A 19,974-nucleotide genomic window follows, 5' to 3' on the forward strand; every position below is an offset into this window, starting at 1 on the left:
ACATTTGGAGGAGACCTTGGCAGAGCTCGACTACCTGATCATCGGCGCGGGTCCGGCCGGTCTCCAGATGGGCCACCATTTACAGGCGGCCGGTCGCGATTACCTGATCGTCGAGGCCGGAGCGGCGGCCGGCACGTTCTTCAGCCGGTATCCCCGGCATCGGCAGCTGATCTCCATCAACAAGGTGCACACCGGGTGGGACGATCCCGAGCTGAACATGCGGATGGACTGGAACTCACTGCTGCCCGGGCCACTGTTCAAGGAATACACCCCGCGCTTCTTCCCCGCCGCCGACGATATGGTCCGCTACCTCGGCGATTTCGCTGCACGACACGAGCTTTCGGTCCGGTACGACACCCGGATCGAACGGATCAGCCGACCCGACGCATTCGAGGCCGTCGATCAGCACGGCAACGTGCTGCGCGCGCGACGGCTGATCATGGCGACCGGGGTCTCGAAACCCTATGTCCCGGAGATCCCTGGCATCGAGACCGCCGAGCTGTACACCGAAGTGTCCGTGGACCCAGCGGATTTCACCGACCAGCGGGTGCTGATCATCGGAAAAGGCAACTCCGCCTTCGAGACCGCCGACAACCTGATCGAGACCACCGCCGTCATCCACGTCGCCGGCCCGCATTCCATCCGGCTGGCCTGGCAGTCGCACTTCCTCGGCCATCTGCGCGCGGTCAACAACAACTTCCTGGATACCTATCAGCTGAAGTCGCAGAACGCGATCCTGGACGGCAATGTCATCGACATTGCCCGGCAGTCGGACTCGTCGTACCTGGTGACGGTGAGCTTCTCCCGGGCCGACGAGGTGACCAAGGACATCCGCTACGACCGGGTGATCGTGGCGACCGGGTTCCGTTTCGACGCTTCGATTTTCGCGCCGGAGTGCCGGCCGGAACTGGCGATCAACGATCGCTTCCCGGCGCAGACGTCGGCGTGGGAGTCGGTCAATGTGCCCGGGTTGTACTTCGCGGGCACGATCACCCAGGTACGGGATTTCAAGAAGTCGACCAGTGCGTTCATCCATGGGTTCCGTTATGGGACAAGGTCATTGCATCGGATTCTGGAGCAACGCGAGCATGCGCGGGAATGGCCGAACCGCGAGCTGGCCGGGACCGCCGATGATGTCGGTGAGGCGATCCTCGCGCGGGTCAACCGGACTTCGGCGTTGTGGCAGTTGTTCGGGTTCCTCGGCGATGTCGTCACGCTGACTCGCGATGGGGCGGCCCGGTATTGGGAAGAGCTGCCGGTGGACTACGTTGCGGACGCGATCACGGCGGGGTCGCTGGGCGAGGTGGACACCTACTTCGTGATCACATTGGAGTACGGCAAAGACCACGACCGAGTCGACCCGTTCGATATCAACGCCAAGCGGATCGCGCAGTCCGACGCCGAGAACGCTTTGGATGGCCGTTATCTGCATCCGGTGTTGCGGCAGTACCGGGACGGCGAGCAGGTCGCCGAACATCACATCACGGAGAATCTCGAGAACGAGTGGGTGCACGAAACAGTGCATCGCAAGCCGCTTTTCGACTTCCTCGAGACGGCGCTGCCCGCGCCGGAGCCGTCGCGATGACCTCGGAGCATTTGCGCGCCGCGGAGGCGGGCCGCAGCCCGCTGTCCGCGCTGGAGCAGCGGGCGCGGGAACTGCTCGACCCCGCGCACTACGACTACTTCGCCGGCGGCGCGGGTGACGAGATCACCCTGGCCGACAACGAGCACGCGTTCCGGCGGCTCGCGTTGCTGCCCAGGGTTTTACGCGACACCACCGGCCGGTCCAGCGCGATCGATCTACTGGGCGATCCGAGCAGCATGCCGGTGTTCGTGTGCCCCACCGCGTTTCACCGATTGGCCCATCCGGACGGGGAGCGAGCCACCGCGCGAGGTGTGGCGGCAGCCGGTCTCGTCATGATCGCCAGCATGGCCGGGACGGTGCCCATCGGCGAGGTGACCGCGGCCGCCCGGGAGATCGACCGCGACGCGCGCGTGTGGTTCCAGCTGTACCTGCACCCGGAGCCCGAGGTGACCGAGGAACTGGTCCGGCGGGGCGAACGAGCAGGCTGCACGGCGCTGGTGGTGACCGTCGACTCCCCGGTGCGCAGCCGCAGGTTCCGGGAGGACCTCCACGGCTTCCACGACCTGCCGGCGGGGATGTACGCGGAGAACATGCGCGGCTTGCCGGGCACGACCGGAAACGGGCTCCGGTCGATCGCGATGTCGGCCGAATTCACCTGGGAACACCTGCGTCGCCTTCGCGAACTCACCCGGCTTCCGGTTGTACTCAAAGGGATTCTGCACCCCGAGGACGCGCGCCTGGCGGTGGAGCACGGAGCCGACGCGATCGTCGTGTCCAATCATGGTGGGCGCCAACTCGATCCCGCGTCCGCGACCCTGGATGCGCTGCCCGCGATCAGTGCGGCGGTGGCCGGGCGGATTCCGGTGTACCTCGACGGCGGGGTCCGGCGCGGCTCGGATGTGGTGCTGGCCTTGGCCCTCGGCGCCACCGCGGTCGGCGTGGGGCGGCCGGTGTTGTGGGGCTTGACCGTTGGCGGCGACAAAGGGGTGACGGACGTGCTGGACACACTGCGTTCGGAGTTCGAGCACACGTTGACCATGTGCGGAGTGGCCGATCTGTCCGACCTGAACGCGGACCTGGTCACCGTACGAGGGGCGGCGAGGTCTTGAGACGATCGATGTCGCTGCTGGCGGCCGCAGGCGCACTGTGGGCGGTGTCGCGCTGGTTGCCGAGGGCAGTAGTGGCCCTGCGGGTGTGGATATTCGCGAAAGTCAACGGCAGCAACGAGATAACCCTCCCCGGCGAACGCGGCGGCCCCGACCTGTTCCTGCGGCTGTACTCGGACCCAGCAGCGAACGGACGCAGCCGAGGAGCCGCGCTGTCGGACCTGTTCTGGTACTGGCTCGCCCCTGGTCCCGAAGTACACCAGGAACACCTCGAGGACGGCCCGCGCTACGACGAGGCGGCCCGCACCACCCGCGCGGTACTGTCCCTTCCCACCCCTGAAATCGAGCACCTCGCGGACCGCTGCGCCCGCCGAGTACTCGACGAACTCCCCCGCCGGCCACTGACCCTGGTCCGACTACGCGACCTGATGATGCCTATCTGGGCAGAGTTCTTCTACGAGTTGGTCTTTCGCGAACCCTGCCCGCCGGACGCCCGAGCCCTCATCGTCGGCAACGCCGACGACGTGGTCACCTCACTGAAATGCACCGGCCTGCGCCACATGCGCCGCCGCGACCGGCTGACCCGCTACCTGCTGGACCGAATCGACGCCGGCGACGTACCGCACCAATTACCCAGCTCGCTGAACCGCCGCGAACGCGCCCACTACCTGCAAGGCGCATTCTTCAACACCGCCGTCGTCCAGATGTCCGAAGGCATGGCCCACCTGCTACTGGCGATCGCCCAGCACCAAGACGTCCAAGACCGTCTCCTCGCCGAGCCGAACACCCAATACCTGGACCACGTACTCGACGAAACCCTGCGCCAATTCCCCCTTTTCGGCATCGCCCACCGAATCACCACCGCCGACATAAACATCGGGAACGGCACCACCATCCCCACCGGAACGGTCCTCTGCTTCAACTACCAGGAATTCGAACGCACCGGCCACACCGACCCCGACCGCTTCAACCCCGACCGCTGGACCACCCACCGCCCCAAAGACACCCACCACATCCCGTTCGGCGTAGCCGCCAACCGCCCCTGCCCAGCCTGGCGCCTCTCCCCGATAGCAATGCGCGCCGTAACCCGAACAGTCCTGTCCCACCACCACCTCCGCTCCTCCGTCTCCCACACCCGCTCCATCCCCCACCGAGCCCCCTGCCTCCTCCTCTCCACCACCAACCCCCCATCCCCAGCTCGGATCCGCACCACCCTCACCGCCCTACAAGCCCGAGACCGCTTCGAAGACGTCTGGCGCGGCACCACCCAACTAATCCTCGGCACCTGGATGGTCCTCGACGCCCGCCGCCTCCACCTCTGCGAAACCCATTTCGCCGAGCAAGATCTCAGCGAGCCACCGGCTTGTCCGGTGGCTCACTCACGCGAACCCTCCTCCGCTACATAGATCTCACCGGCGGCGGGTTCAGACGCACGGACGAACCGGAGGGTGACGAGCTGGAATGACCGCAGTCGCAAGCGGACTCCTGTGCCTTCCTGGATGGCAGGGGTGTCGTCTATCGGTCGCTCCAGTAGGTCGCAGACCTGGAATTCGGTGAAGTCGAAGTCGGGGGTTATCAGGGCTGAGGCTCGGCCGCCGTGGGATTCGTAGACGCGGAGGATGAGGTCGCCGGTGGCGTCGTCGGCGAGTTTGACGGCGCTGGTGACTATGGCGTCGTTGTCGATGGTGAAAAGTGGCGCGACGGGTTCGGCTACGCCCGGACGCAGCGGGGTGAGGTTGATGCGGTAGCCGGCGCGGACCGCGTCGCCGATGGTGGCGCCAGGGATCAGGGAGTGGCGGAAGTGGTGGGCGCCGTGGTCGGTTTGGGGGTCGGGGAAGCGGGGGGCGCGGAGCAGTGACGCACGTACGGTCGTCGTTGTTCCGCCGTCGGGGCGGATGGTGCGGGTGACGTCGTGGCCGTAGGTGGAGTCGTTGACGAGTGCCACGCCCCACCCTGGTTCGGCGAAGTGGACGAAGCGATGATTGCAGGCTTCGAACTTCGCGTATTCCCAGCTGGTGTTGGTGTGGGTGGGGCGGTACAGGTGGCCGAATTGGGTCTCGGAGGCGTAGCGGTCGGCGTGGATGTCCAGGGGGAAGGCGAGTTTGAGAAACTTCTCGGTTTCGTGCCAGTCGACGGTGGTGTCGATGTCCAGGCTGTGTGCGCCCGACCGCAACGTCAGGGTCTGTTCGACCGTGGAGGACCCGAACGAGCGGCGGATCCGGATCCTGCTCGAATCCGGTTCTGCGGCAATGGAGTCCACTTCGACGAGGTCGGTGACGCGGTTGCGGTAGAAGATGTCGACATCCCAGGCATCCCACGAGTTGGGCAGATCAGGGTGCAGCTGAAGCAGATTCGCGGTCGAACCCGGCGGCAGGGTCTCGCGCTGCTGCTCGACCTCGAACAGCGACACGACGAGTCCGCGCGCATCGACCTCGACCCGCAGCAGACCGTTGTCGAGGACGAATCCACCATCCGTGCGCTCGGTCACCGAGCACGGATCGCCCGAGTCCTCCGGACCGGCAGCACCGGCCGGCACCGAACGCCACGTGTGCGGTGCCGGATTGAAGACGTTCGGCCCCTCCTGCTCACCGCCGAGCGCCCATTGGGACCGCTCGATGATCGCCGTAAGTTCTCGGGCCACTTCGGCGTACGTCTGCTCAGCTTCTCGATACACCCAGGCGATGGACGATCCGGGCAGAATGTCATGGAACTGGTTCAGCAGCACCGTCTTCCAGATCCGATCCAGCGCCGCGTACGGATACTCGACGCCCTTCCGAACCGCGGCGGTCGCGGCCCACAATTCGGCTTCCCGCAACAGGTGCTCGCTGCGCCGATTCCCCTGCTTCGTCTTCGCCTGACTGGTCAGCGTCGCACGATGCAACTCCAGGTACAGCTCCCCCACCCACACCGGCGGGTTCTCGTACTCCGCCTCGGCCTTGGCGAAGAAGTCGGCAGGCTTGTCCCACACCACCTTCGGCGAACCCTCGAGGTTCTTCATCCTGGCCGCCTTGGCGACCATCTCCCGCGTCGTCCCACCGCCGCCATCGCCATACCCGGTCGGCGCCAGCGACATCGACGCCCGCCCCTTCTCCTTGAAATTCCGTGCGGCATGCGCGATCTCACGCCCCTGCATCGAGCAGTTGTAGGTGTCGACCGGCGGAAAGTGGGTGAAGATCCGCGTCCCGTCGACCCCTTCCCACAGGAACGTGTGGTGCGGGAACTGATTGATCTGACTCCAGGAAATCTTCTGTGTCAGTAGCCATTTGCTTCCGGCCGCCTTGATGATCTGCGGCAGCCCGGCCGCGAAGCCGAACGTGTCGGGCAGCCAAGCCTCCTCGTTCTCGACCCCGAACTCCGCCAGGAAGAACCGCTTACCGTGCACGAACTGCCGCGCCATCGCCTCGGAGCCGGGCATATTCGTGTCCGCCTCGACCCACATGCCGCCGGCCGGCACGAACCGTCCCGCCGCGACCGCCGCCTTGACCTTCGCGTACACCTCCGGCCGATGCTGCTTGATGAAGTCGTATTGCGCCGCTTGGGACATCGTGAAGACGAACTCGGATTCCTCGGCCAGCAACGCGGCCATGTTCGCGGTGGTGCGCGCGACCTTGCGCACCGTCTCCCGCAGCGGCCACAGCCACGCCGAGTCGATATGCGCATGCCCGACGGCCGAGATCGTGTGCGCGGACGGAATCGCCGGCTTGGCCAGCACCTCGACCAGGCAGGCCCGCGCCGCCGCCGCGGTGGCATTGACGTTCTGTAGGTCGATCGCGTCGAGCGCGCGCTCGATCGCCCGCACGATGTCGTAACGCCGAGCCGGGTCCTCCGGCATCTCGTGCATCAGCTCGCCGAGCACCTCGAGATCCAGCACCAACTGCCAGACCTCCTCGTCGAACACCACGAGATCCATTCGGCCCAAACGGTATTGCGGGTCGGAACCGGCGGTGAGCTTGTCCCCGAGTGCGGTCGGCGCGAAGAACGGAATGACCGGGTTCGAGGCCGCTTCGACGTGCAGCAGCACCTGTTCTCCGCCAACCGCCGGCGCCGCGACCCGCACCCACTGGCTACGCGGATGCAGTCCTTTCACCGGCGATCCGTCCGGCCGATAGACCAGCCCTTCGCACTGGAAACCGGTCATGTTCGGATCGAAACCGATATCGATGATCGCCTCGACCGTCTTACCCGCCCACTCGGTGGGCACCGTCCCCTCGACGGTGAGCCAGCTCGTCCCCCACGGCGCACCCCATTGCGCACCGGGCCCGACCGGCGTCCGCGGCGCGGCCAACCCTTCGGCGACCGGCACCGGCTCATCCGGCGCCACCCAGATTCCCGCGGTGAGCGGCACCGACTCCGGATAGATGGCCGGCGCGATCCGCTCCGACAGGACCCGCCCGAGGCGGCTCTCGATCAACCGACGGTCATCGTGCATAGCGGTGGCTCCGATCGGATCGTGGGCATGATCATCGAACTGCACCCATTCTGCGACAGCGCGGTGAATTCTCCGGCACAGTAAGTATTGATTTGCCTTGCAGGAGGAATCCATGGCGTCGAACTGGCGGTTGTTCGCGGCGGTGGTGAGCGTCAGCTCGCTCTTGGTGGGAGGGGCGGCGTGCGGGTCGGACAGCGGTGGGGACACGGTGACGATCACCGCGAACGCGATCAACTCGGCGGGCGGGAAGAACGCGGCCGAGGCGAAATGGATCGAAGACTGGGTCATCCCGAAGTTCGTGGCGCAGCAGCAGGCCAAGGGCGTCACCGTGCAGGTGAAGTTCCAGGCGACCGGGGTCCCGGACGAGGACTACAAGAGCCGGATCGCCAAGGATCTGAAGACCGGCACCGGGGCCGATGTGGTGTCGCTGGACGGGATCTGGGTCGGTGAGTTCGCCGAAGGCGAGCAGATCAAGCCGCTCGACGAGCTGGTCGGCGCGGACCGGGTCAAGGCGTGGGACGGCTGGCAGCACATCCCGGAAACCGTGCAGCGGTTGACCTCCTACAACGGCACGCAGTACGGCATCCCGCAGGAGACCGACGGACGGGTGCTGTTCTTCAACCGCAAGCTGTTCCAGCAGGCGGGCATGCCGGCGGACTGGCAGCCGACCAGTTGGGATCAGGTGCTGGAGGCCGGGCGAAAGCTGAAGGCAGTGCCCGGAATTACTCCGGTGCAGCTGAATGCGGGCACCAGCTTCGGCGAAGCGACCACCACGCAGGGCGTGCTGCCCTTGCTGGCCGGCACGGGCAGCAACCTGTTCGAGAACGGGAAGTGGGTCGGCAACACCGCGAAACTCCGTAAGGTGCTGGACTTCTACCGCGCGTTGTATGGCGAGCAGCTCGGCGACGCCGAATTGCAGCAGGACGCGAAGGGCCGGGAGAAGAGCTTCGAGAAGTTCGCCAAGGGCCAGGTGGGAATCCTGTTGGAAAGCGACTACTTCTGGCGCGGAGTGCTGAATCCGCGCGGCGGCAGCTTTCCCATGGCCGACCGGGACACCCAGGTGGGCTGGGCGAAGATCCCCGCGGCCACACCGGGGACCGGACTGAACAACCAGGACTTCGTGAGCGTGTCCGGTGGCGGCGGGCGGGTGATCAACCCGAAGAGCAAACACGTCGAAATGGCCTGGGAGCTGCTGCAATTCATGAACTCGCCGGAGGCGTTCAGCGCGCTGATCGCCGGCGGCGGGCCACGGATCACCGCGCGGCAGGACGTGAATGCCGATGCCCTGGGCGAAGATCCGATGCTGACCTTCGTGTCCGAGCAGATCCTGCCGATCACGTCGTTGCGGCCCGCGCTGCCGGAGTACACCAAGGTCTCGAAGGCGCTGGCACAGGCAACGCTGGATGTGGTCACCGGTAAGAGCACGGCGGATGCCGCTGCGGCGTATGGCAAAGCGGCGGAGGAGGCGGTCGGCAAGGACAAGGTAGCCGGTGACTGAACCCGTCATCACCGAGGTACCGAAGGGCGGATCCGACACCGACGTCACCGGGTTGGGGCGCTGGCGGGCGAGTGCGTTCGTCACGCCGGCGCTGCTGCTGATCGCGGCGTTCCTGGTGTTCCCGGCGCTGTGGTTGCTGTGGATCGGGCTGACCGACCTCACCGTGTCCGGGCGGACGTCGGTGGACGTTTCCTTTGTGGGACTGGACAATTACGCGAAGGCGCTGAAGGATCCGCTGTTCGGCAACAGCGTGTGGATCACGCTGCTGTTCGTGTTCGGTTCGGCCATCGTCGGGCAGAACTGCCTCGGGTTCACGCTGGCCTGGTCGATGCGCACCGCCGCCCGCTGGGTTCGGGCGGTGGTGGAAAGCCTTGTGCTGCTTGCCTGGATCCTGCCCGCCAGCGTCGTCGCGGTGCTGTGGATCGCGATGCTCGACCGCGACGAAGGCACCGCCAACCGGCTGCTGAACACTCCCGGATACGCGTGGATGATCCATCAGCCGCTGGCCGTCATCATCGTGTTCAACATCTGGCGCGGTACCGCGTTCTCGATGCTGCTGTACTCGGCGGCGCTGTCCACGGTGCCGCCCTCACACCTCGAAACCGCCCGGCTCGCGGGCGCTTCCGGCCCGCAGATCCTGCGGGACGTGTTGTTTCCGCACCTGCGCGGGCACGTCCTGACCAACACGTTGCTGATCAGTCTGTGGACCTTCAACGACTTCACCCCGTACCTGCTCACCCGGGGCGAGCCGAATCATCGCAGCGAGACCTTGCCGATCTTCCTGTACCGGCAGGGAATCGACGACGGGGCACTGGGTTACGGCGCCGCCGCGTCGGTGCTGATGCTGCTGATCAATCTGGTGCTCGCACTGTTCTATCTGCGACTGCTGCGGCGGAGGACGCGATGAATCCACGACAGATCGTCGGGCGGATCGGGTTCTATACCTTCGTCGCGGTGGTGACCGGATTCTTCGTGCTGCCGATGCTGTGGCTTGCCTCCGCACCGTTCGACGCCAACCCCGGATACGCGCCGAGGCTGCCGAAAAAGCCCACATTGCAACATTTTTCGGCGCTGTTCGAGAACGACCTCACCATGGGCTCGTTGTGGAACTCCGTGCTGCTGTCGTTCTTCTGCATGGTGCTCGTGGTTTCCAGCGCGGCGCTGGCGGCGTACGCGCTGTCCCGCGTCCGGATTCCCGGCCGAGATGCCTTGCTGTACTTGCTGTTACTGCTGTCCAGTGTGGTCACCGGCACCGCGGCGATGGTGCCGATCTTCCTGATGATCTGGAAGATCGGGTTGCTGGACCAGGAATTCGGTGTCGTGCTGGTGCTGTCCGGCGGGCTGCTACCCGCGGCGATCTTCATCCTGAAGGACTTCATGGACTCGGTGCCCCGATCCTATGAGGAGTCGGCGCGGGTGTTCGGCGCGGGGCCGTTGCGCATCCTGCGCGACATCGTGGTGCCGCTCGCCCGGCCCGGATTGGCGACGATCGCGGTGTGGACCGTGGTGAATGTGTGGGGCAGCTACCTGGTTCCGTTCCTGCTGCTGCGCGACCAGGACAAGCAACCGGCCGCGGTGGTCGTGCGCACCTTCTACGACGAGGGCGGCGGCGCACAACTCGGCCCGATCTCCGCCTTCTCGCTGCTGTACTCGATCCCGGTCGTGCTGATGTACCTGTTCGTCAACCGGCGCTACGGCTTCCGGCTCCACGGAGGGATCAAGTCCTAGATGGCGCAGATCGATCTGGCCGACCTCACCAAGGTCTTTCCCGGCGACGTGAAAGCCCTTGACGCCCTGAGCTTCACGATCCACGACGGTGAATTCTTCGCGCTGCTCGGCCCTTCCGGATGCGGCAAGACCACGCTGCTGCGCACCATCGCCGGCCTGGAAACCCCGACCAGCGGCCAGATTCGGATCGACGACAGGGACGTCACCCGGCTGTCTCCCGGCCGGCGCGACGTGGCCATGGTGTTCCAGGACTACGCGCTGTTCCCGCATATGACCGTGGTCGACAACATCGCCTACCCGCTGAAAGTGCGCGGCACCGACAGACGTACCCGCGCGGCGAAGGCGACCGAGACCGGAGACCAGCTGTCGCTACAGGGATTGATGGAACGCCGCCCCGCCGAGCTGTCCGGCGGCCAACAGCAACGGGTAGCCCTGGCGCGCGCAATGGCCTGTCATCCCAAAGTTTTCCTGTTCGACGAGCCTCTCTCCAACCTCGATGCTCGCCTGCGCCTGGAAGCCCGCACCTTCCTGAAGAAGCTGCAACACGAACTCGGCGTGACCACGGTGTTCGTCACCCACGATCAAGCCGAGGCGCTGGCCCTCGCCGATCGGATCGCTGTGATGTCCCACGGCAAGATCCGCCAGCTGGGCACCGCGCGCGAGGTATTCCGCAGGCCCGCAGACACTTTCGTCGCCAACTTCATCGGCTCCACCCCCATGAACCTGATCCCCGGCGAACTGGTCGGACTGGAACCGTCCGTCATCTGGGGAGCCCGCCCGGAATACCTGAGCTTCTCCGCCACGGCGGTGGACGACGCCCTACACGGCACCGTATCCACAGTCGAACACCTCGGCGCGACTTCCCTCGTCACCGTAGAGGCCGACGGATTCACCGTAGGCGTCATCGTCCCCGAGGCAGCGGAGCCCGCCTTGGGCACCGACGGCTGGGTTATCCCCCAACCCGACCGCGTCCTCCGCTACGACGCAGAGTCCGGCGACCTGCTCCCCTGACCCACACCAGCGCTGCCGCCGGATGTCTCACTCCGGAGTTCGACCGTTGGTGCGCAGGGCGGTGTTGTCGTCGCGGAGGCGGTCGTTGTCGGTGTGCAGGGTGGCGTTGGTGTCTTCGAGATCGAGAATGCGGCCGATGCCGGCGAGGTTCACTCCGGACGCGGCGAGGGCCGCGATCCGCTGGAGGCGGGCGATGTCGTCGCCGCTGTAGCGGCGGGTGCCGCCGTCGCTGCGGGCGGGGGTGAGCAGGCCGTGGCGTTCGTAGAGCCGAAGCGTTTGCACGCCGATCCCGGCGAGGTCGGCGGCCACCGAGATGCCGTACACAGCTTGGCTCGGTTCGGGCAGATGTGATCCTGGCTGGGGGTCCTGCTGCATCGCTCTCCTCATCTGTGCGTACCGATCAGGTTTTCTATTCTAGCCACTTGCGTTCAGATGTCGAGAGTGCTACAACAAATCTATGCCAACCGGCATAGGTTATCTGATTAGATGACGATGAAGCTGACGAGAGCCCCGGCGCTCCGGGCGGGTCCGGCCATCGGACCCGCCCGGTCCACCATTCGAAACAAATTGTGCGAGGAGGTATGCCATGGCCGCAGTTCCCTGTAGCTACGCCGGGCGGCACACCCATGTGGACGACCCCGAGGCCGTGGTCAGCGAATACGTCGTGCCGATGGTGGCGCGATGAGCGCCGAGTCGCGCGCGTTGCAGATACGCCTGGACTGGGCGGAATCGGCAGCGGTACTGACCGTCGTCGGCGAGGTCGATGCGGTATCGGCGCCACAGCTGCAATCCGGGGTCGAGGATGCGCTGCAGCGGTCGCCGGCGGTGCTCGTGGTCGATCTTTCGGGGGTGAGTTTCTTCGGGTCCGCCGGGCTCAGCGTGCTGCTGCTCGCCTTGGACCAGCTCACGAAGGGCAGTTTGCGGGTGGTCGCCTCGCCGCAGGTGCGGCGGCCGATCGAGGTGACCGGGCTCGACGGAATGCTCGCCGTGTTCGACACGCTGCCTGCCGCGCTGCCCTCGGGAGAATCCCCGAGCCTCGCCTGACGCCGCCTCCGGCGAAAACCCTTACCCGCCACCGCCGCGGGATCGCTACGGTTGCCTCGTGGCCATGCTCGTGCACCTGACACCCGAGAAGAACGCCCGCCGAATCCGCCGGGCGGGCATCGCCGCGTCCGGATGGCGGCGCGGGGTGTTCTGCATGCCGGTCATGCCGTCCTATGTGCTGTCGCATCAGTGGTTGCGTGAGTTGCGCCGCGGCGGACAGCGATTGATCGTCGCCGTCCATTTCCGGGTGCCCGACAACGAACTCGTTCAGGTCGGGCATTATTCGGACGCTGGTGCGGAAATGACTGCGGCCGAAGCTGTTTCGGTGATCCTGCACGCCGAGGACCCGCGCGGATACCAGATCGTCATACCGCGTTCGATCGCTCCCACCGAGCTACACCGAGTTCGGCAGGTGCGGCAGGTGACGGGCTGGCGGTATCAACCGAACGCGCACGGCCGGCGGCCTTGCGTGTGCCCCGCATGCCTGGGGCGCGGAGAATACAAGGCCGCCGTTATGCGCCGCCGATTCGACACCGACCCGCCGGAGCTCACGAAACCTCAACTGCTGGAACAATTACGGAACGCGACCAGCGATGACGACGTGGTCCTCGCGCTCTACGGCCTGGGTCGGCGTAGTCGTGGCGATATCGACGACGTCGCGGGCCTCGTCGACCACGCCGACTCCGAGGTCCGCTACGCGCTCGCGTGGGCGTTGCACCGATATCGCGGCACCGAAGCCCGGCTCCTGTTGGCCTGTTTGGCTACCGATCCCGATCCCGACGTGCGCCGCGCAGCGACGAACCGTCGGTAGCTCCTACTTGGTATCGATGCGCGCGATCGGAGCGGCGGATCGGGCGAGATCGGATTGGAACTGCTTCCAGCCTGTTTCGTCGATCCCTAGGGCACTGCGCAGATAGGCCCACGAAGCCCGCCGGATCAGGGAGACGCGGTCCGGGCTCTCGTCGGTGGTGTCCTTGGCGTCGTAAGCGTGGATTCCACCCAGTGAATGTTCGGCGCCGAACAAGGTGAGCAGGCTTTGCGCGCCGGGACTGTAGGTGTAGACGTCGGTGAACCAGTCGGGGCCGCGCGTCGAGAGCAAGGACTGGTCGTGATCCCCTGCGACCACCAGGGTCGGCGTGGTCAGCCCGTCGAAGTCGGGATTCATGAAGGAGAAGTTCTCCACCGCGAACGGGGTGAGGTCGCCGCCGCCGATGCCGGTAGTGGCAAGCAGCACACCGGCTTTCACGCGGGTGTCGGTCAGGTCGGGACCGGGCCGCCCGTCGGCGTCGAGGACGCGCGCGCCGAGCAACATGCTGACGGTCTGCCCGCCCCAGGAGTGTCCGGCGACGGCGATGCGGTCGCGATCGATGCGCTCGGCGAGGCCCGGGATGGCGGCGACGATGTGATCGAGTTGGTCGAGCACATGCACGACGTCGTGCACGCGAGTGCGCCAGATGTCCGGGTACCTGGGGTCGGCGGGGGTGAGGGCGAGCGTGCGCGAATCGAGGAACGTCGGCTGGATGACAACGAACCCGTTGCCCGCCCAGAAATCGACCAGCGGGTCGTAGGAGGCCATCGACTTGCTGAAGCCGTGGGCGAGGACGACGACCGGGAGGTCGGTGCCGGAGACCGGTGCCGAAACGCGAACTTGCAGGTCGTCGCCTCGGTCCGGCGCGGAGAGGACGACCGGCTTGATGCTGATGATCGGAGTGGTCAAGGCGGGGACGGCACTCGGGGCGGGTGCGGGCATGGGGGTTCCCTTCGAACGTGATGAGCGCCGCGTCCACAGGTGGACGCGTAGATTCCGGCGGGCATGCCCACTAATCGGAGCACTGTTCCGAATATACGGAACAATGCTCCGATTGACAAGCGCAGCCCGCGGCGGGAGTGCCGCGCGCTGTCCGGCCGCGGGATCCAGAGCGGACCCGCGGCCGATTGCGCTGTGCCGGAAACTCATTCGTCAGGCGTCGAGGGCCGCGGTGATCTTGCGAGCCATCGCGGCCACCGCAGGGCTCACCTGCCCCTTGCCGAACTGGGCGGCTTCGATCGCGACCAGGACGGTGTCGCGGAAGTTGCCCGCCTCGACCGGAGACTGCTTACCGAGCAACTGCATGCCCGCGGTCAGCGCGGGCAGCACCCCCTCGGCCAGCTCGGCCACCGACTTACCCGGCAGCTGAATGTCTTTCGACTTGGCCGAGAGCACGTGCCCGACCAGCCCGGTCGCGGAGGTCAGTGCGATCGACCCCTGCGAGATGCCCTTGTGCGGCGCGCCGGCGGCGGCCATCAGCGCGACGGCTCCGTAAGCGGCGGTGCGCAGGGTGCTCTTGTCCTGGTCGGTCAGGGTGATGGTGATGGACATGTCGCGTACTCCTCGAAATCGGTTGTGGCACCGGGTTGGTGCCGGTCGTTTTGTTCGATGTACACAACTTTGTCCGAGCCCGCTGACACCGCACTGACACGCACCTGACACCCCGGCTGACATCGAGATCGGCGAGCTACAGGTTCACTCCGCCGCTGACATCGAGCTTGGTACCGGTAACCCAGCGAGCGTCGTCGGAGGCAAGAAAAGCGACGGCATCGGCGATGTCGGGGACCTGCCCCAGTCGACCCAGCGCGGTCGCGCTGACGTTGCGTTCCACGTTCGCCGGATCGGCCAGCACCGCGGCGGTCATATCGGTGCGGGTGTACCCGACGCCGACCGCATTGACGGTAATCCCCCGTGGCCCAAGGTATTTGGCCAACGAGTGACTGAACACGTCGAGCGCGCCCTTGGTGAGCGGATATCCGATTCCATGAACCGAGGCGATCCGGGTGGACACCGACGAGATATTCACGATCCGGCCACCATCGCGCAGCAGCGGCAACAACCGCTGGGTGAGAAAGAACGGCGCTTTGACGTTGACCGCGATCATCCGATCGAACTCCTCGGGAGTTTGCTCCTCGATCGACCGTCCCATGATGTTGAGCCCGGCATTGTGGACCAGGATGTCGATCCCCGATTCCCCGTGCTCCTGGAGTCCGGCCGCCAGCCCGGCCATGAACGTGTCCACGTCGCCGGCGACACCCAGTTCGGCGCCCACGATGAACGCCCGGCCACCGGCCTCGGCAATGGCCGCAACGGTCTCCTTGGCCGCTGCCTCGTTGCTGCCGTAATGCACGCCGACCAGGGCGCCATCGCGAGCCAGGCGCTCGGCGATACCTCTGCCGATACCCCGGCTCCCGCCGGTGACCACTGCGACCTTTCCGCTGAGATTGCTCATCGTCACTCCCCTACCGCGCGTTCGCCGACTTTGACGCAGAGTTCGGTCCCGCCGTGCAGCGGCAGCGTGACCGATAAGAAGCCGTTGGCCGGATCACGAACGTAGGCAAGGAAATCGGGTTCGGCATTGTCGTTCACGACGTACCCGCCGACGCGCAACTGCGGCGCGATGATCTCGATCAGCTCGCGCGCGAGCGACGGCTCGACGCCGAGCCAGCCATCGATCAGCGCAAGGTCGACCGGACCGCCGAGGTCGCGCAGCGTGGTCCGCGCGTCACCCTCGCGGATCTCGGCGTAGTCGGCGAGCCCGGCCTCGGCGAGGTTGCGCCGGGCGGTGGCGACCTTGGCGGGCACGATCTCCGATCCGATCACCGTGCCGCCCCCGTTGTCCCGCATGGCGGCGGCGAAGTAGAGCGTCGACATGCCGACCGAGGTCGCGAACTCGACGACCCGGGTCGCGCGGAGTCCGCGGCACAGCAGATAGAGCAGGTCGCCCTGGTCCGGAGAGATGGAGAAGCCGTACTCGCTGTAGGCGTGCGGATCCCGCTCGCGCCCGTGGCGCTGATCGTCGGTCGGATACTGTTGCGCCGCAGCGAGTTTGCCGATGACGGCGTTGACCACGGGGTCGAGAATGGGGCGGTGGGTGTCGTCGGTCATGATCGAATCTCCTTCACGCCGGTTAGTAAGGCAAGGCTAATATGGCTTGCTGGCGGCAGGTGGCCAACCACCGCCGCGAAACGGCCAACCTTCGGCGATCAGGAAGGATCGGATGAACACCGACAACTCACCGGATCTGACTGCGGGCGAAGGACTTCCACTCCCCGTGGTGATCCGGACCCAGGTCGAACGGAGCACCCGGCTGGCCTACCACGAGCACCCGCATCACCTGACCGTGTGGGCGACGAGCGCGACCGTTACCGTGCGCACCGACAGCCGGGACTGGCTCGTCCCGCCGACCCACGGACTCTGGATACCCGCCACTACGCCGCACGCGGTAGACGTCCTGCACGCCGGCGACGCCTGCACCGTCGCCATCGACGCCTGCTGCCCGATCGCCTGGGACGAACCCACCGGCGTGCTGATCAGCCCCTTGATCCGCGAGCTGATCACCTACCTGCACAGCCACCCGGACCCGCACCACACGCGAACCCACATCGAAACCGTGCTGCTCGACCTGATCGAACCCACCACCAGCACGAGCGTGCACGTGCCGCTGCCGACCGACCCGCGCCTCCGGACCATCGCCGACCTGCTCATCGCCCACCCGGCCGACCAGCGCGACCTCGCCGCCTGGGGGCACGAGGTCGGTGCCGGGGTGCGCACCCTCACCCGCCTGTTCGCCGGCGAAACCGGAATGACGTTCGCTCGCTGGCGAACTCAGGTCCGCATCCGGGCGGCGCTCACCCACCTCGCCCGGGGCTCGTCCGTCGGCGCCACCGCCCGCGCCGTCGGCTACCGCAAACCCGGCGCCTTCAGCGACGCGTTCCATCGCGTCACCGGTCAATCCCCAAGTATCTATCTCGCGAACCGCGGCTAAGTCTGGACCGTCGCCGACCGGCCTCGCGGATGGGCAGCGCTGGAATCGGTTGGCGCGAAGGTCAGTACGTGAAGCGGCTGACCTTGTCCGGGTGGATGACGAGGCGAACCTGTTCCGTGGCAAGAATTTCCGCGAGGTCGTCGGCGCGGGTGGGGTCGTTCAGATCCCAGTAGCGTTCGGCCAGTCTCGTGCAGAGGTCATGTGCGCCATCGGTTTCCACCGTGACACGACCGGCGACCGACACCCAACGCTCGCGTTCGTCCACCGGGGCGGCAACGACGATCGAGGCGCGGTCGTCGCGCTGCAAGCGCCGCACCTTGAGCGAGTCGGGGGCGGTGAACAATTGGATGGTGCCGTCGTCGGTAGCCTCGAACCACACCGGGCGCGGCTGCGGCGGAAGCGGCGCCGTGGCCACGGAGAGGAACCCGTGCAGCGGACGGCGGAGGAACTCCAGGTCCTCGGTGGTCAGCGAACTGGCATCGTCGGTCATCGCGGCCTTCCGATCGGGAATGGTTCCGAGATCATTCAACAAGGAATCGGCCCGCAGTGTTCCGAGACGTCCGTATCGGCCTCGGCACCAGCAGGTTTCGCTCGGTGATCCGACGCGGTTCACCGGCTACGGCGTCGCTCGCGCGGTGATGTCGCGCGGCTTCAGCACCCGGGTTTCCGACCCGGAAGCCGCGACGGCGATCATCGCGCGACCGATCTCCCGATTGTCGTTGAGTTCCCCGGCTCGCCCGCGATCGCTGAAAGATCGCTCGGGTCAGGCTGAATCAGCTCGCGCAGCTTGGCGTTCGTGAACCCCAGCGAGCTGCGCCCGACCGCGAGCACCTGCGTCACCCGCTCGTGGCGGAGGCACTCGGCGAGCACCCCTTGCCCGATCATGCCCGTCGCCCCGAAGAGGATTACCTTCATGCCCGAATCTTGCCTCACCCGGCGAGCCGACCGCGGGATCTGCCGGTCGGCCGGTGGCGGGAAGCCGGACCATTATGCCGCCACCGGCGATTTCCGGCAGCCGAACGGCAGACCGCTCCCCTGGACAATCCGGACCATCGGCGGCGAAGATGGCTCCATGTTCCGACGCGCCGGTGTCGACCCCGCGGTCGAACAAGTCCGAAAGCTGGCGGATTCGCTCGACGTTCCGCGGCCGTGGAATCTGGCTGCCTTTGTCGCGCGCGTGGCGGAACGGGTCGGCAAGCCGATTCTGATCGTGCCCCGGCAGGACCTGACCACGGGCGGCTTTCCGTGCGGACTCGTCGTCGAGCGCGCCGACGATTTCGTCATCGCCTACGACGCGGCCAGCACCGGCTATCACACCGATCACATCGTGATGCACGAGATCGCCCATCTGTTGCTCGATCACGCCGGCTTCGTGTCGGTGGGCGCCCAGCGCCGGACGCTCGCGACGCTGTTTCCCGACCTGGACGTCGACAGCGTGCTGCGCGTGCTCGCGCGCAGCGATTACGACGATATCGACGAGAACCAGGCCGAACTGTTCGCCTCCATGCTCATGTCGGACGTGGAGGTCGAGCGGCCGCGCTCGGTGCTCGGCCGCTTGGTCTTCCGGCGCTGAGTCGCGCGCGCAACGATGACCTCGATGCTTCCGACGGCGGTAACGCTGCCCATCGTGATCGCCGCCTTCGTGTTGTTCGCCGGCCGGCTCGTCGGCTTGCTCAGCACCGGCCTCGACCGGCAGGTCACCATCGCCTTCGGCTGTCTCGTCGCCACCGCGGCAACCCGGGAACCCACGGTGTCTCGCCTGGTCAGCGAGCTCTCCGGCGGGTGGCTCACCGAACAGCTGATTCTCGAACTCGGTGCCGTCGGTTTCAACGTCGGCTACGCGGGCGGGCTGCTCATCGGGGCGGCGCTGCTGCATCGCACCCGGTCGCCGCGCGTCGCCTACGGCATGGCCGTCGTATTCAGCGTGGCCGCGCTGTGTTTCAGCGCATTCGGCGCCGGCGACGGCACGATCTTCGAACGCACCGGATGGGCGCAGTTCGGCTACTGGCTGTGCACGGTGCCGATCGGAACGGCGATGGCCGTCCTCATCATTCAGGCGGCCACGGCCGAACTGCGCAACCGGGTCGGGCGCCGGGAGTCGGCGGTGTACGTGGCGATCTTCCTGTGCGGCATCGCGGTACTCGTCCGGGTGGCCGCCACCATGGTGGCGGCGACCATCCGGATCGCCGGGTCGCGCAACTCGTTCACCGACACCCAGGCCATGATCGATCGCAACGGGGTGTTCTTCGATCTCCTGCTCTGCATGGGGTTGACCTTGATCGCCATCGTCGCCGCGGCACGCAGCCGGTGCGCCGTCAACGATCTGACCCGCCATCGCAGAGCGCTGCGCCCGCTCTGGGCCGAACTGACCGCCGCGTGCCCGGAGATCGTGCACCACAGCCCCGTACCGCACGGCGCGCAACCCAACCGATATCTGCTACACCGCACCGTCATCGAGATCCGGGACAGCATCCTGGACCTGGCCCGCTACGCGACACCGCACCCACCCGAGATCGACGCCGCGATCGCAGGGACCGCACCGACCGGCCCCGCCCACGACGCACTGAACCGCGCCGTCCTGCTCGTCCGCGCCCGCGACGCCAAGGCACGCGGCAACCCACCGACCGGCGGCCGCTACTTCGCCCTCTCCGCCGCCGACAGCCTGCTCGACGAGGTCACCGAACTGACCGCCATCAGCACCCAATGGCCGGCCGCCGAGGCCATCGCCGCAGAAGCCGGACAGCGCAGTTCGCGCTGACTGCTTACTAGTCGATCCG

The 19,974-nt window shown here is 66.6% G+C and carries 20 protein-coding genes; 12 read left to right on the forward strand and 8 right to left on the reverse strand.

What is annotated here, in order from left to right:
* Nucleotides 1–16: 16 nt before the first annotated feature.
* The 3 genes from F3087_RS34500 to F3087_RS34510 are packed head-to-tail and all read left to right on the forward strand — an operon-like array spanning nt 17 to nt 4,097.
* Nucleotides 17–1,585 carry an NAD(P)-binding domain-containing protein gene (locus tag F3087_RS34500; protein WP_150406307.1) on the forward strand — a complete coding sequence of 523 codons (1,569 nt, stop codon included), beginning with the start codon at nt 17–19 and terminating at the stop codon, nt 1,583–1,585.
* A complete protein-coding gene (locus F3087_RS34505; protein ID WP_150406308.1) occupies nt 1,582–2,694 on the forward strand; it encodes an alpha-hydroxy acid oxidase in 1,113 nt (370 codons plus the stop codon). Before F3087_RS34500 ends, F3087_RS34505 begins: the two co-directional genes overlap by 4 nt.
* 8 nt (nt 2,695–2,702) lie before the next feature.
* Nucleotides 2,703–4,097, forward strand: coding sequence for a cytochrome P450 (locus F3087_RS34510; protein ID WP_150406309.1), 1,395 nt, complete (start codon nt 2,703–2,705; stop codon nt 4,095–4,097).
* Here the strand turns inward: F3087_RS34510 and F3087_RS34515 are convergent.
* Nucleotides 4,067–7,120, reverse strand: coding sequence for an alpha-mannosidase (locus F3087_RS34515; RefSeq protein WP_150406310.1), 3,054 nt, complete (start codon nt 7,118–7,120; stop codon nt 4,067–4,069). The genes F3087_RS34510 and F3087_RS34515 overlap by 31 nt on opposite strands.
* A 112-nt stretch (nt 7,121–7,232) precedes the next feature.
* On the opposite strand from F3087_RS34515, the gene F3087_RS34520 reads away from it, so the two are divergent.
* From F3087_RS34520 to F3087_RS34535, 4 genes are read left to right on the forward strand one after another with little or no spacing between them, the layout of a single operon-like run.
* Nucleotides 7,233–8,618 (forward strand): extracellular solute-binding protein, encoded by a 1,386-nt coding sequence (locus F3087_RS34520; RefSeq protein WP_150406311.1) that lies wholly within the window; start codon nt 7,233–7,235, stop codon nt 8,616–8,618.
* Nucleotides 8,611–9,525 (forward strand): carbohydrate ABC transporter permease, encoded by a 915-nt coding sequence (locus F3087_RS34525; RefSeq protein ID WP_223885566.1) that lies wholly within the window; start codon nt 8,611–8,613, stop codon nt 9,523–9,525. The genes F3087_RS34520 and F3087_RS34525 overlap by 8 nt, the downstream gene beginning before the upstream one ends.
* On the forward strand, nt 9,522–10,346 hold the full coding sequence (locus tag F3087_RS34530; protein ID WP_150406312.1) for a carbohydrate ABC transporter permease: 825 nt from the start codon (nt 9,522–9,524) through the stop codon (nt 10,344–10,346). Before F3087_RS34525 ends, F3087_RS34530 begins: the two co-directional genes overlap by 4 nt.
* Nucleotides 10,347–11,357 (forward strand): ABC transporter ATP-binding protein, encoded by a 1,011-nt coding sequence (locus tag F3087_RS34535; protein ID WP_150406313.1) that lies wholly within the window; start codon nt 10,347–10,349, stop codon nt 11,355–11,357. It abuts the gene before it with no gap.
* A 27-nt stretch (nt 11,358–11,384) separates the two neighbouring features.
* On the opposite strand, the gene F3087_RS34540 is transcribed toward F3087_RS34535, so the two are convergent.
* Nucleotides 11,385–11,732 (reverse strand): MerR family transcriptional regulator, encoded by a 348-nt coding sequence (locus F3087_RS34540; protein ID WP_150406314.1) that lies wholly within the window; start codon nt 11,730–11,732, stop codon nt 11,385–11,387.
* A gap of 306 nt (nt 11,733–12,038) precedes the next feature.
* Between F3087_RS34540 and F3087_RS34545 the strand changes: the two genes are divergently transcribed.
* A complete protein-coding gene (locus F3087_RS34545) occupies nt 12,039–12,401 on the forward strand; it encodes an STAS domain-containing protein (RefSeq protein ID WP_150406315.1) in 363 nt (120 codons plus the stop codon).
* Between the two features lie 64 nt (nt 12,402–12,465).
* Nucleotides 12,466–13,212 (forward strand): HEAT repeat domain-containing protein, encoded by a 747-nt coding sequence (locus F3087_RS34550; RefSeq protein ID WP_223885581.1) that lies wholly within the window; start codon nt 12,466–12,468, stop codon nt 13,210–13,212.
* A gap of 3 nt (nt 13,213–13,215) precedes the next feature.
* Here the strand turns inward: F3087_RS34550 and F3087_RS34555 are convergent, their stop codons facing one another.
* The 4 genes from F3087_RS34555 to F3087_RS34570 all read right to left on the reverse strand — a co-directional run bounded on the left by F3087_RS34555 (nt 13,216) and on the right by F3087_RS34570 (nt 16,317).
* Nucleotides 13,216–14,151, reverse strand: coding sequence for an alpha/beta hydrolase family protein (locus F3087_RS34555; protein ID WP_150406317.1), 936 nt, complete (start codon nt 14,149–14,151; stop codon nt 13,216–13,218).
* A 210-nt stretch (nt 14,152–14,361) separates the two neighbouring features.
* The gene (locus tag F3087_RS34560; RefSeq protein ID WP_150406318.1) at nt 14,362–14,760 is read right to left on the reverse strand and encodes a hypothetical protein; all 399 of its coding nucleotides are present in this window, start codon (nt 14,758–14,760) and stop codon (nt 14,362–14,364) included.
* Nucleotides 14,761–14,896: 136 nt separating this feature from the next.
* Nucleotides 14,897–15,661, reverse strand: coding sequence for an SDR family NAD(P)-dependent oxidoreductase (locus tag F3087_RS34565; protein WP_150406319.1), 765 nt, complete (start codon nt 15,659–15,661; stop codon nt 14,897–14,899).
* Between the two features lie 2 nt (nt 15,662–15,663).
* Nucleotides 15,664–16,317 carry an O-methyltransferase gene (locus F3087_RS34570; protein WP_150406320.1) on the reverse strand — a complete coding sequence of 218 codons (654 nt, stop codon included), beginning with the start codon at nt 16,315–16,317 and terminating at the stop codon, nt 15,664–15,666.
* A gap of 112 nt (nt 16,318–16,429) precedes the next feature.
* Between F3087_RS34570 and F3087_RS34575 the strand changes: the two genes are divergently transcribed.
* On the forward strand, nt 16,430–17,197 hold the full coding sequence (locus F3087_RS34575; protein WP_150406321.1) for a helix-turn-helix domain-containing protein: 768 nt from the start codon (nt 16,430–16,432) through the stop codon (nt 17,195–17,197).
* A 61-nt stretch (nt 17,198–17,258) separates the two neighbouring features.
* Here F3087_RS34575 and F3087_RS34580 read toward each other — a convergent pair whose 3' ends face one another.
* Both F3087_RS34580 and F3087_RS34585 read right to left on the reverse strand, forming a co-directional pair.
* Nucleotides 17,259–17,687, reverse strand: coding sequence for a pyridoxamine 5'-phosphate oxidase family protein (locus F3087_RS34580; RefSeq protein WP_150406322.1), 429 nt, complete (start codon nt 17,685–17,687; stop codon nt 17,259–17,261).
* Nucleotides 17,688–17,887: 200 nt separating this feature from the next.
* Nucleotides 17,888–18,112 (reverse strand): Rossmann-fold NAD(P)-binding domain-containing protein, encoded by a 225-nt coding sequence (locus tag F3087_RS34585; protein ID WP_191094288.1) that lies wholly within the window; start codon nt 18,110–18,112, stop codon nt 17,888–17,890.
* Between F3087_RS34585 and F3087_RS34590 the strand changes: the two genes are divergently transcribed.
* Both F3087_RS34590 and F3087_RS34595 read left to right on the forward strand, forming a co-directional pair.
* Nucleotides 18,111–18,770: a CUE domain-containing protein gene (locus F3087_RS34590; RefSeq protein ID WP_223885567.1), complete on the forward strand. Its 660-nt coding sequence runs from the start codon at nt 18,111–18,113 to the stop codon at nt 18,768–18,770. The two genes, F3087_RS34585 and F3087_RS34590, sit on opposite strands and share 2 nt — an antisense overlap.
* A 24-nt stretch (nt 18,771–18,794) precedes the next feature.
* Complete coding sequence (locus tag F3087_RS34595; RefSeq protein WP_150406323.1) at nt 18,795–19,955, forward strand: MAB_1171c family putative transporter; 1,161 nt, start codon at nt 18,795–18,797, stop codon at nt 19,953–19,955.
* The last annotated feature ends 19 nt before the right edge of the window (nt 19,956–19,974 follow it).

This window comes from Nocardia colli (assembly GCF_008704205.1).
Taxonomy (GTDB): domain Bacteria; phylum Actinomycetota; class Actinomycetes; order Mycobacteriales; family Mycobacteriaceae; genus Nocardia; species Nocardia colli.

Bases quoted from the DNA above. Each gene is read 5' to 3' on its own strand.
- F3087_RS34505 (WP_150406308.1), top strand. From the start codon at position 1,582: ATGACCTCGGAGCATTTGCGCGCCGCGGAGGCGGGCCGCAGCCCGCTG.
- F3087_RS34510 (WP_150406309.1), top strand. From the start codon at position 2,703: ATGTCGCTGCTGGCGGCCGCAGGCGCACTGTGGGCGGTGTCGCGCTGG.
- F3087_RS34515 (WP_150406310.1), bottom strand. From the start codon at position 7,120: ATGCACGATGACCGTCGGTTGATCGAGAGCCGCCTCGGGCGGGTCCTG.
- F3087_RS34520 (WP_150406311.1), top strand. From the start codon at position 7,233: ATGGCGTCGAACTGGCGGTTGTTCGCGGCGGTGGTGAGCGTCAGCTCG.
- F3087_RS34530 (WP_150406312.1), top strand. From the start codon at position 9,522: ATGAATCCACGACAGATCGTCGGGCGGATCGGGTTCTATACCTTCGTC.
- F3087_RS34535 (WP_150406313.1), top strand. From the start codon at position 10,347: ATGGCGCAGATCGATCTGGCCGACCTCACCAAGGTCTTTCCCGGCGAC.
- F3087_RS34540 (WP_150406314.1), bottom strand. From the start codon at position 11,732: ATGCAGCAGGACCCCCAGCCAGGATCACATCTGCCCGAACCGAGCCAA.
- F3087_RS34545 (WP_150406315.1), top strand. From the start codon at position 12,039: ATGAGCGCCGAGTCGCGCGCGTTGCAGATACGCCTGGACTGGGCGGAA.
- F3087_RS34550 (WP_223885581.1), top strand. From the start codon at position 12,466: ATGCTCGTGCACCTGACACCCGAGAAGAACGCCCGCCGAATCCGCCGG.
- F3087_RS34555 (WP_150406317.1), bottom strand. From the start codon at position 14,151: ATGCCCGCACCCGCCCCGAGTGCCGTCCCCGCCTTGACCACTCCGATC.
- F3087_RS34560 (WP_150406318.1), bottom strand. From the start codon at position 14,760: ATGTCCATCACCATCACCCTGACCGACCAGGACAAGAGCACCCTGCGC.
- F3087_RS34565 (WP_150406319.1), bottom strand. From the start codon at position 15,661: ATGAGCAATCTCAGCGGAAAGGTCGCAGTGGTCACCGGCGGGAGCCGG.
- F3087_RS34570 (WP_150406320.1), bottom strand. From the start codon at position 16,317: ATGACCGACGACACCCACCGCCCCATTCTCGACCCCGTGGTCAACGCC.
- F3087_RS34575 (WP_150406321.1), top strand. From the start codon at position 16,430: ATGAACACCGACAACTCACCGGATCTGACTGCGGGCGAAGGACTTCCA.
- F3087_RS34580 (WP_150406322.1), bottom strand. From the start codon at position 17,687: ATGACCGACGATGCCAGTTCGCTGACCACCGAGGACCTGGAGTTCCTC.
- F3087_RS34590 (WP_223885567.1), top strand. From the start codon at position 18,111: ATGCCCGAATCTTGCCTCACCCGGCGAGCCGACCGCGGGATCTGCCGG.
- F3087_RS34585 (WP_191094288.1), bottom strand. From the start codon at position 18,112: ATGAAGGTAATCCTCTTCGGGGCGACGGGCATGATCGGGCAAGGGGTG.
- F3087_RS34595 (WP_150406323.1), top strand. From the start codon at position 18,795: ATGCTTCCGACGGCGGTAACGCTGCCCATCGTGATCGCCGCCTTCGTG.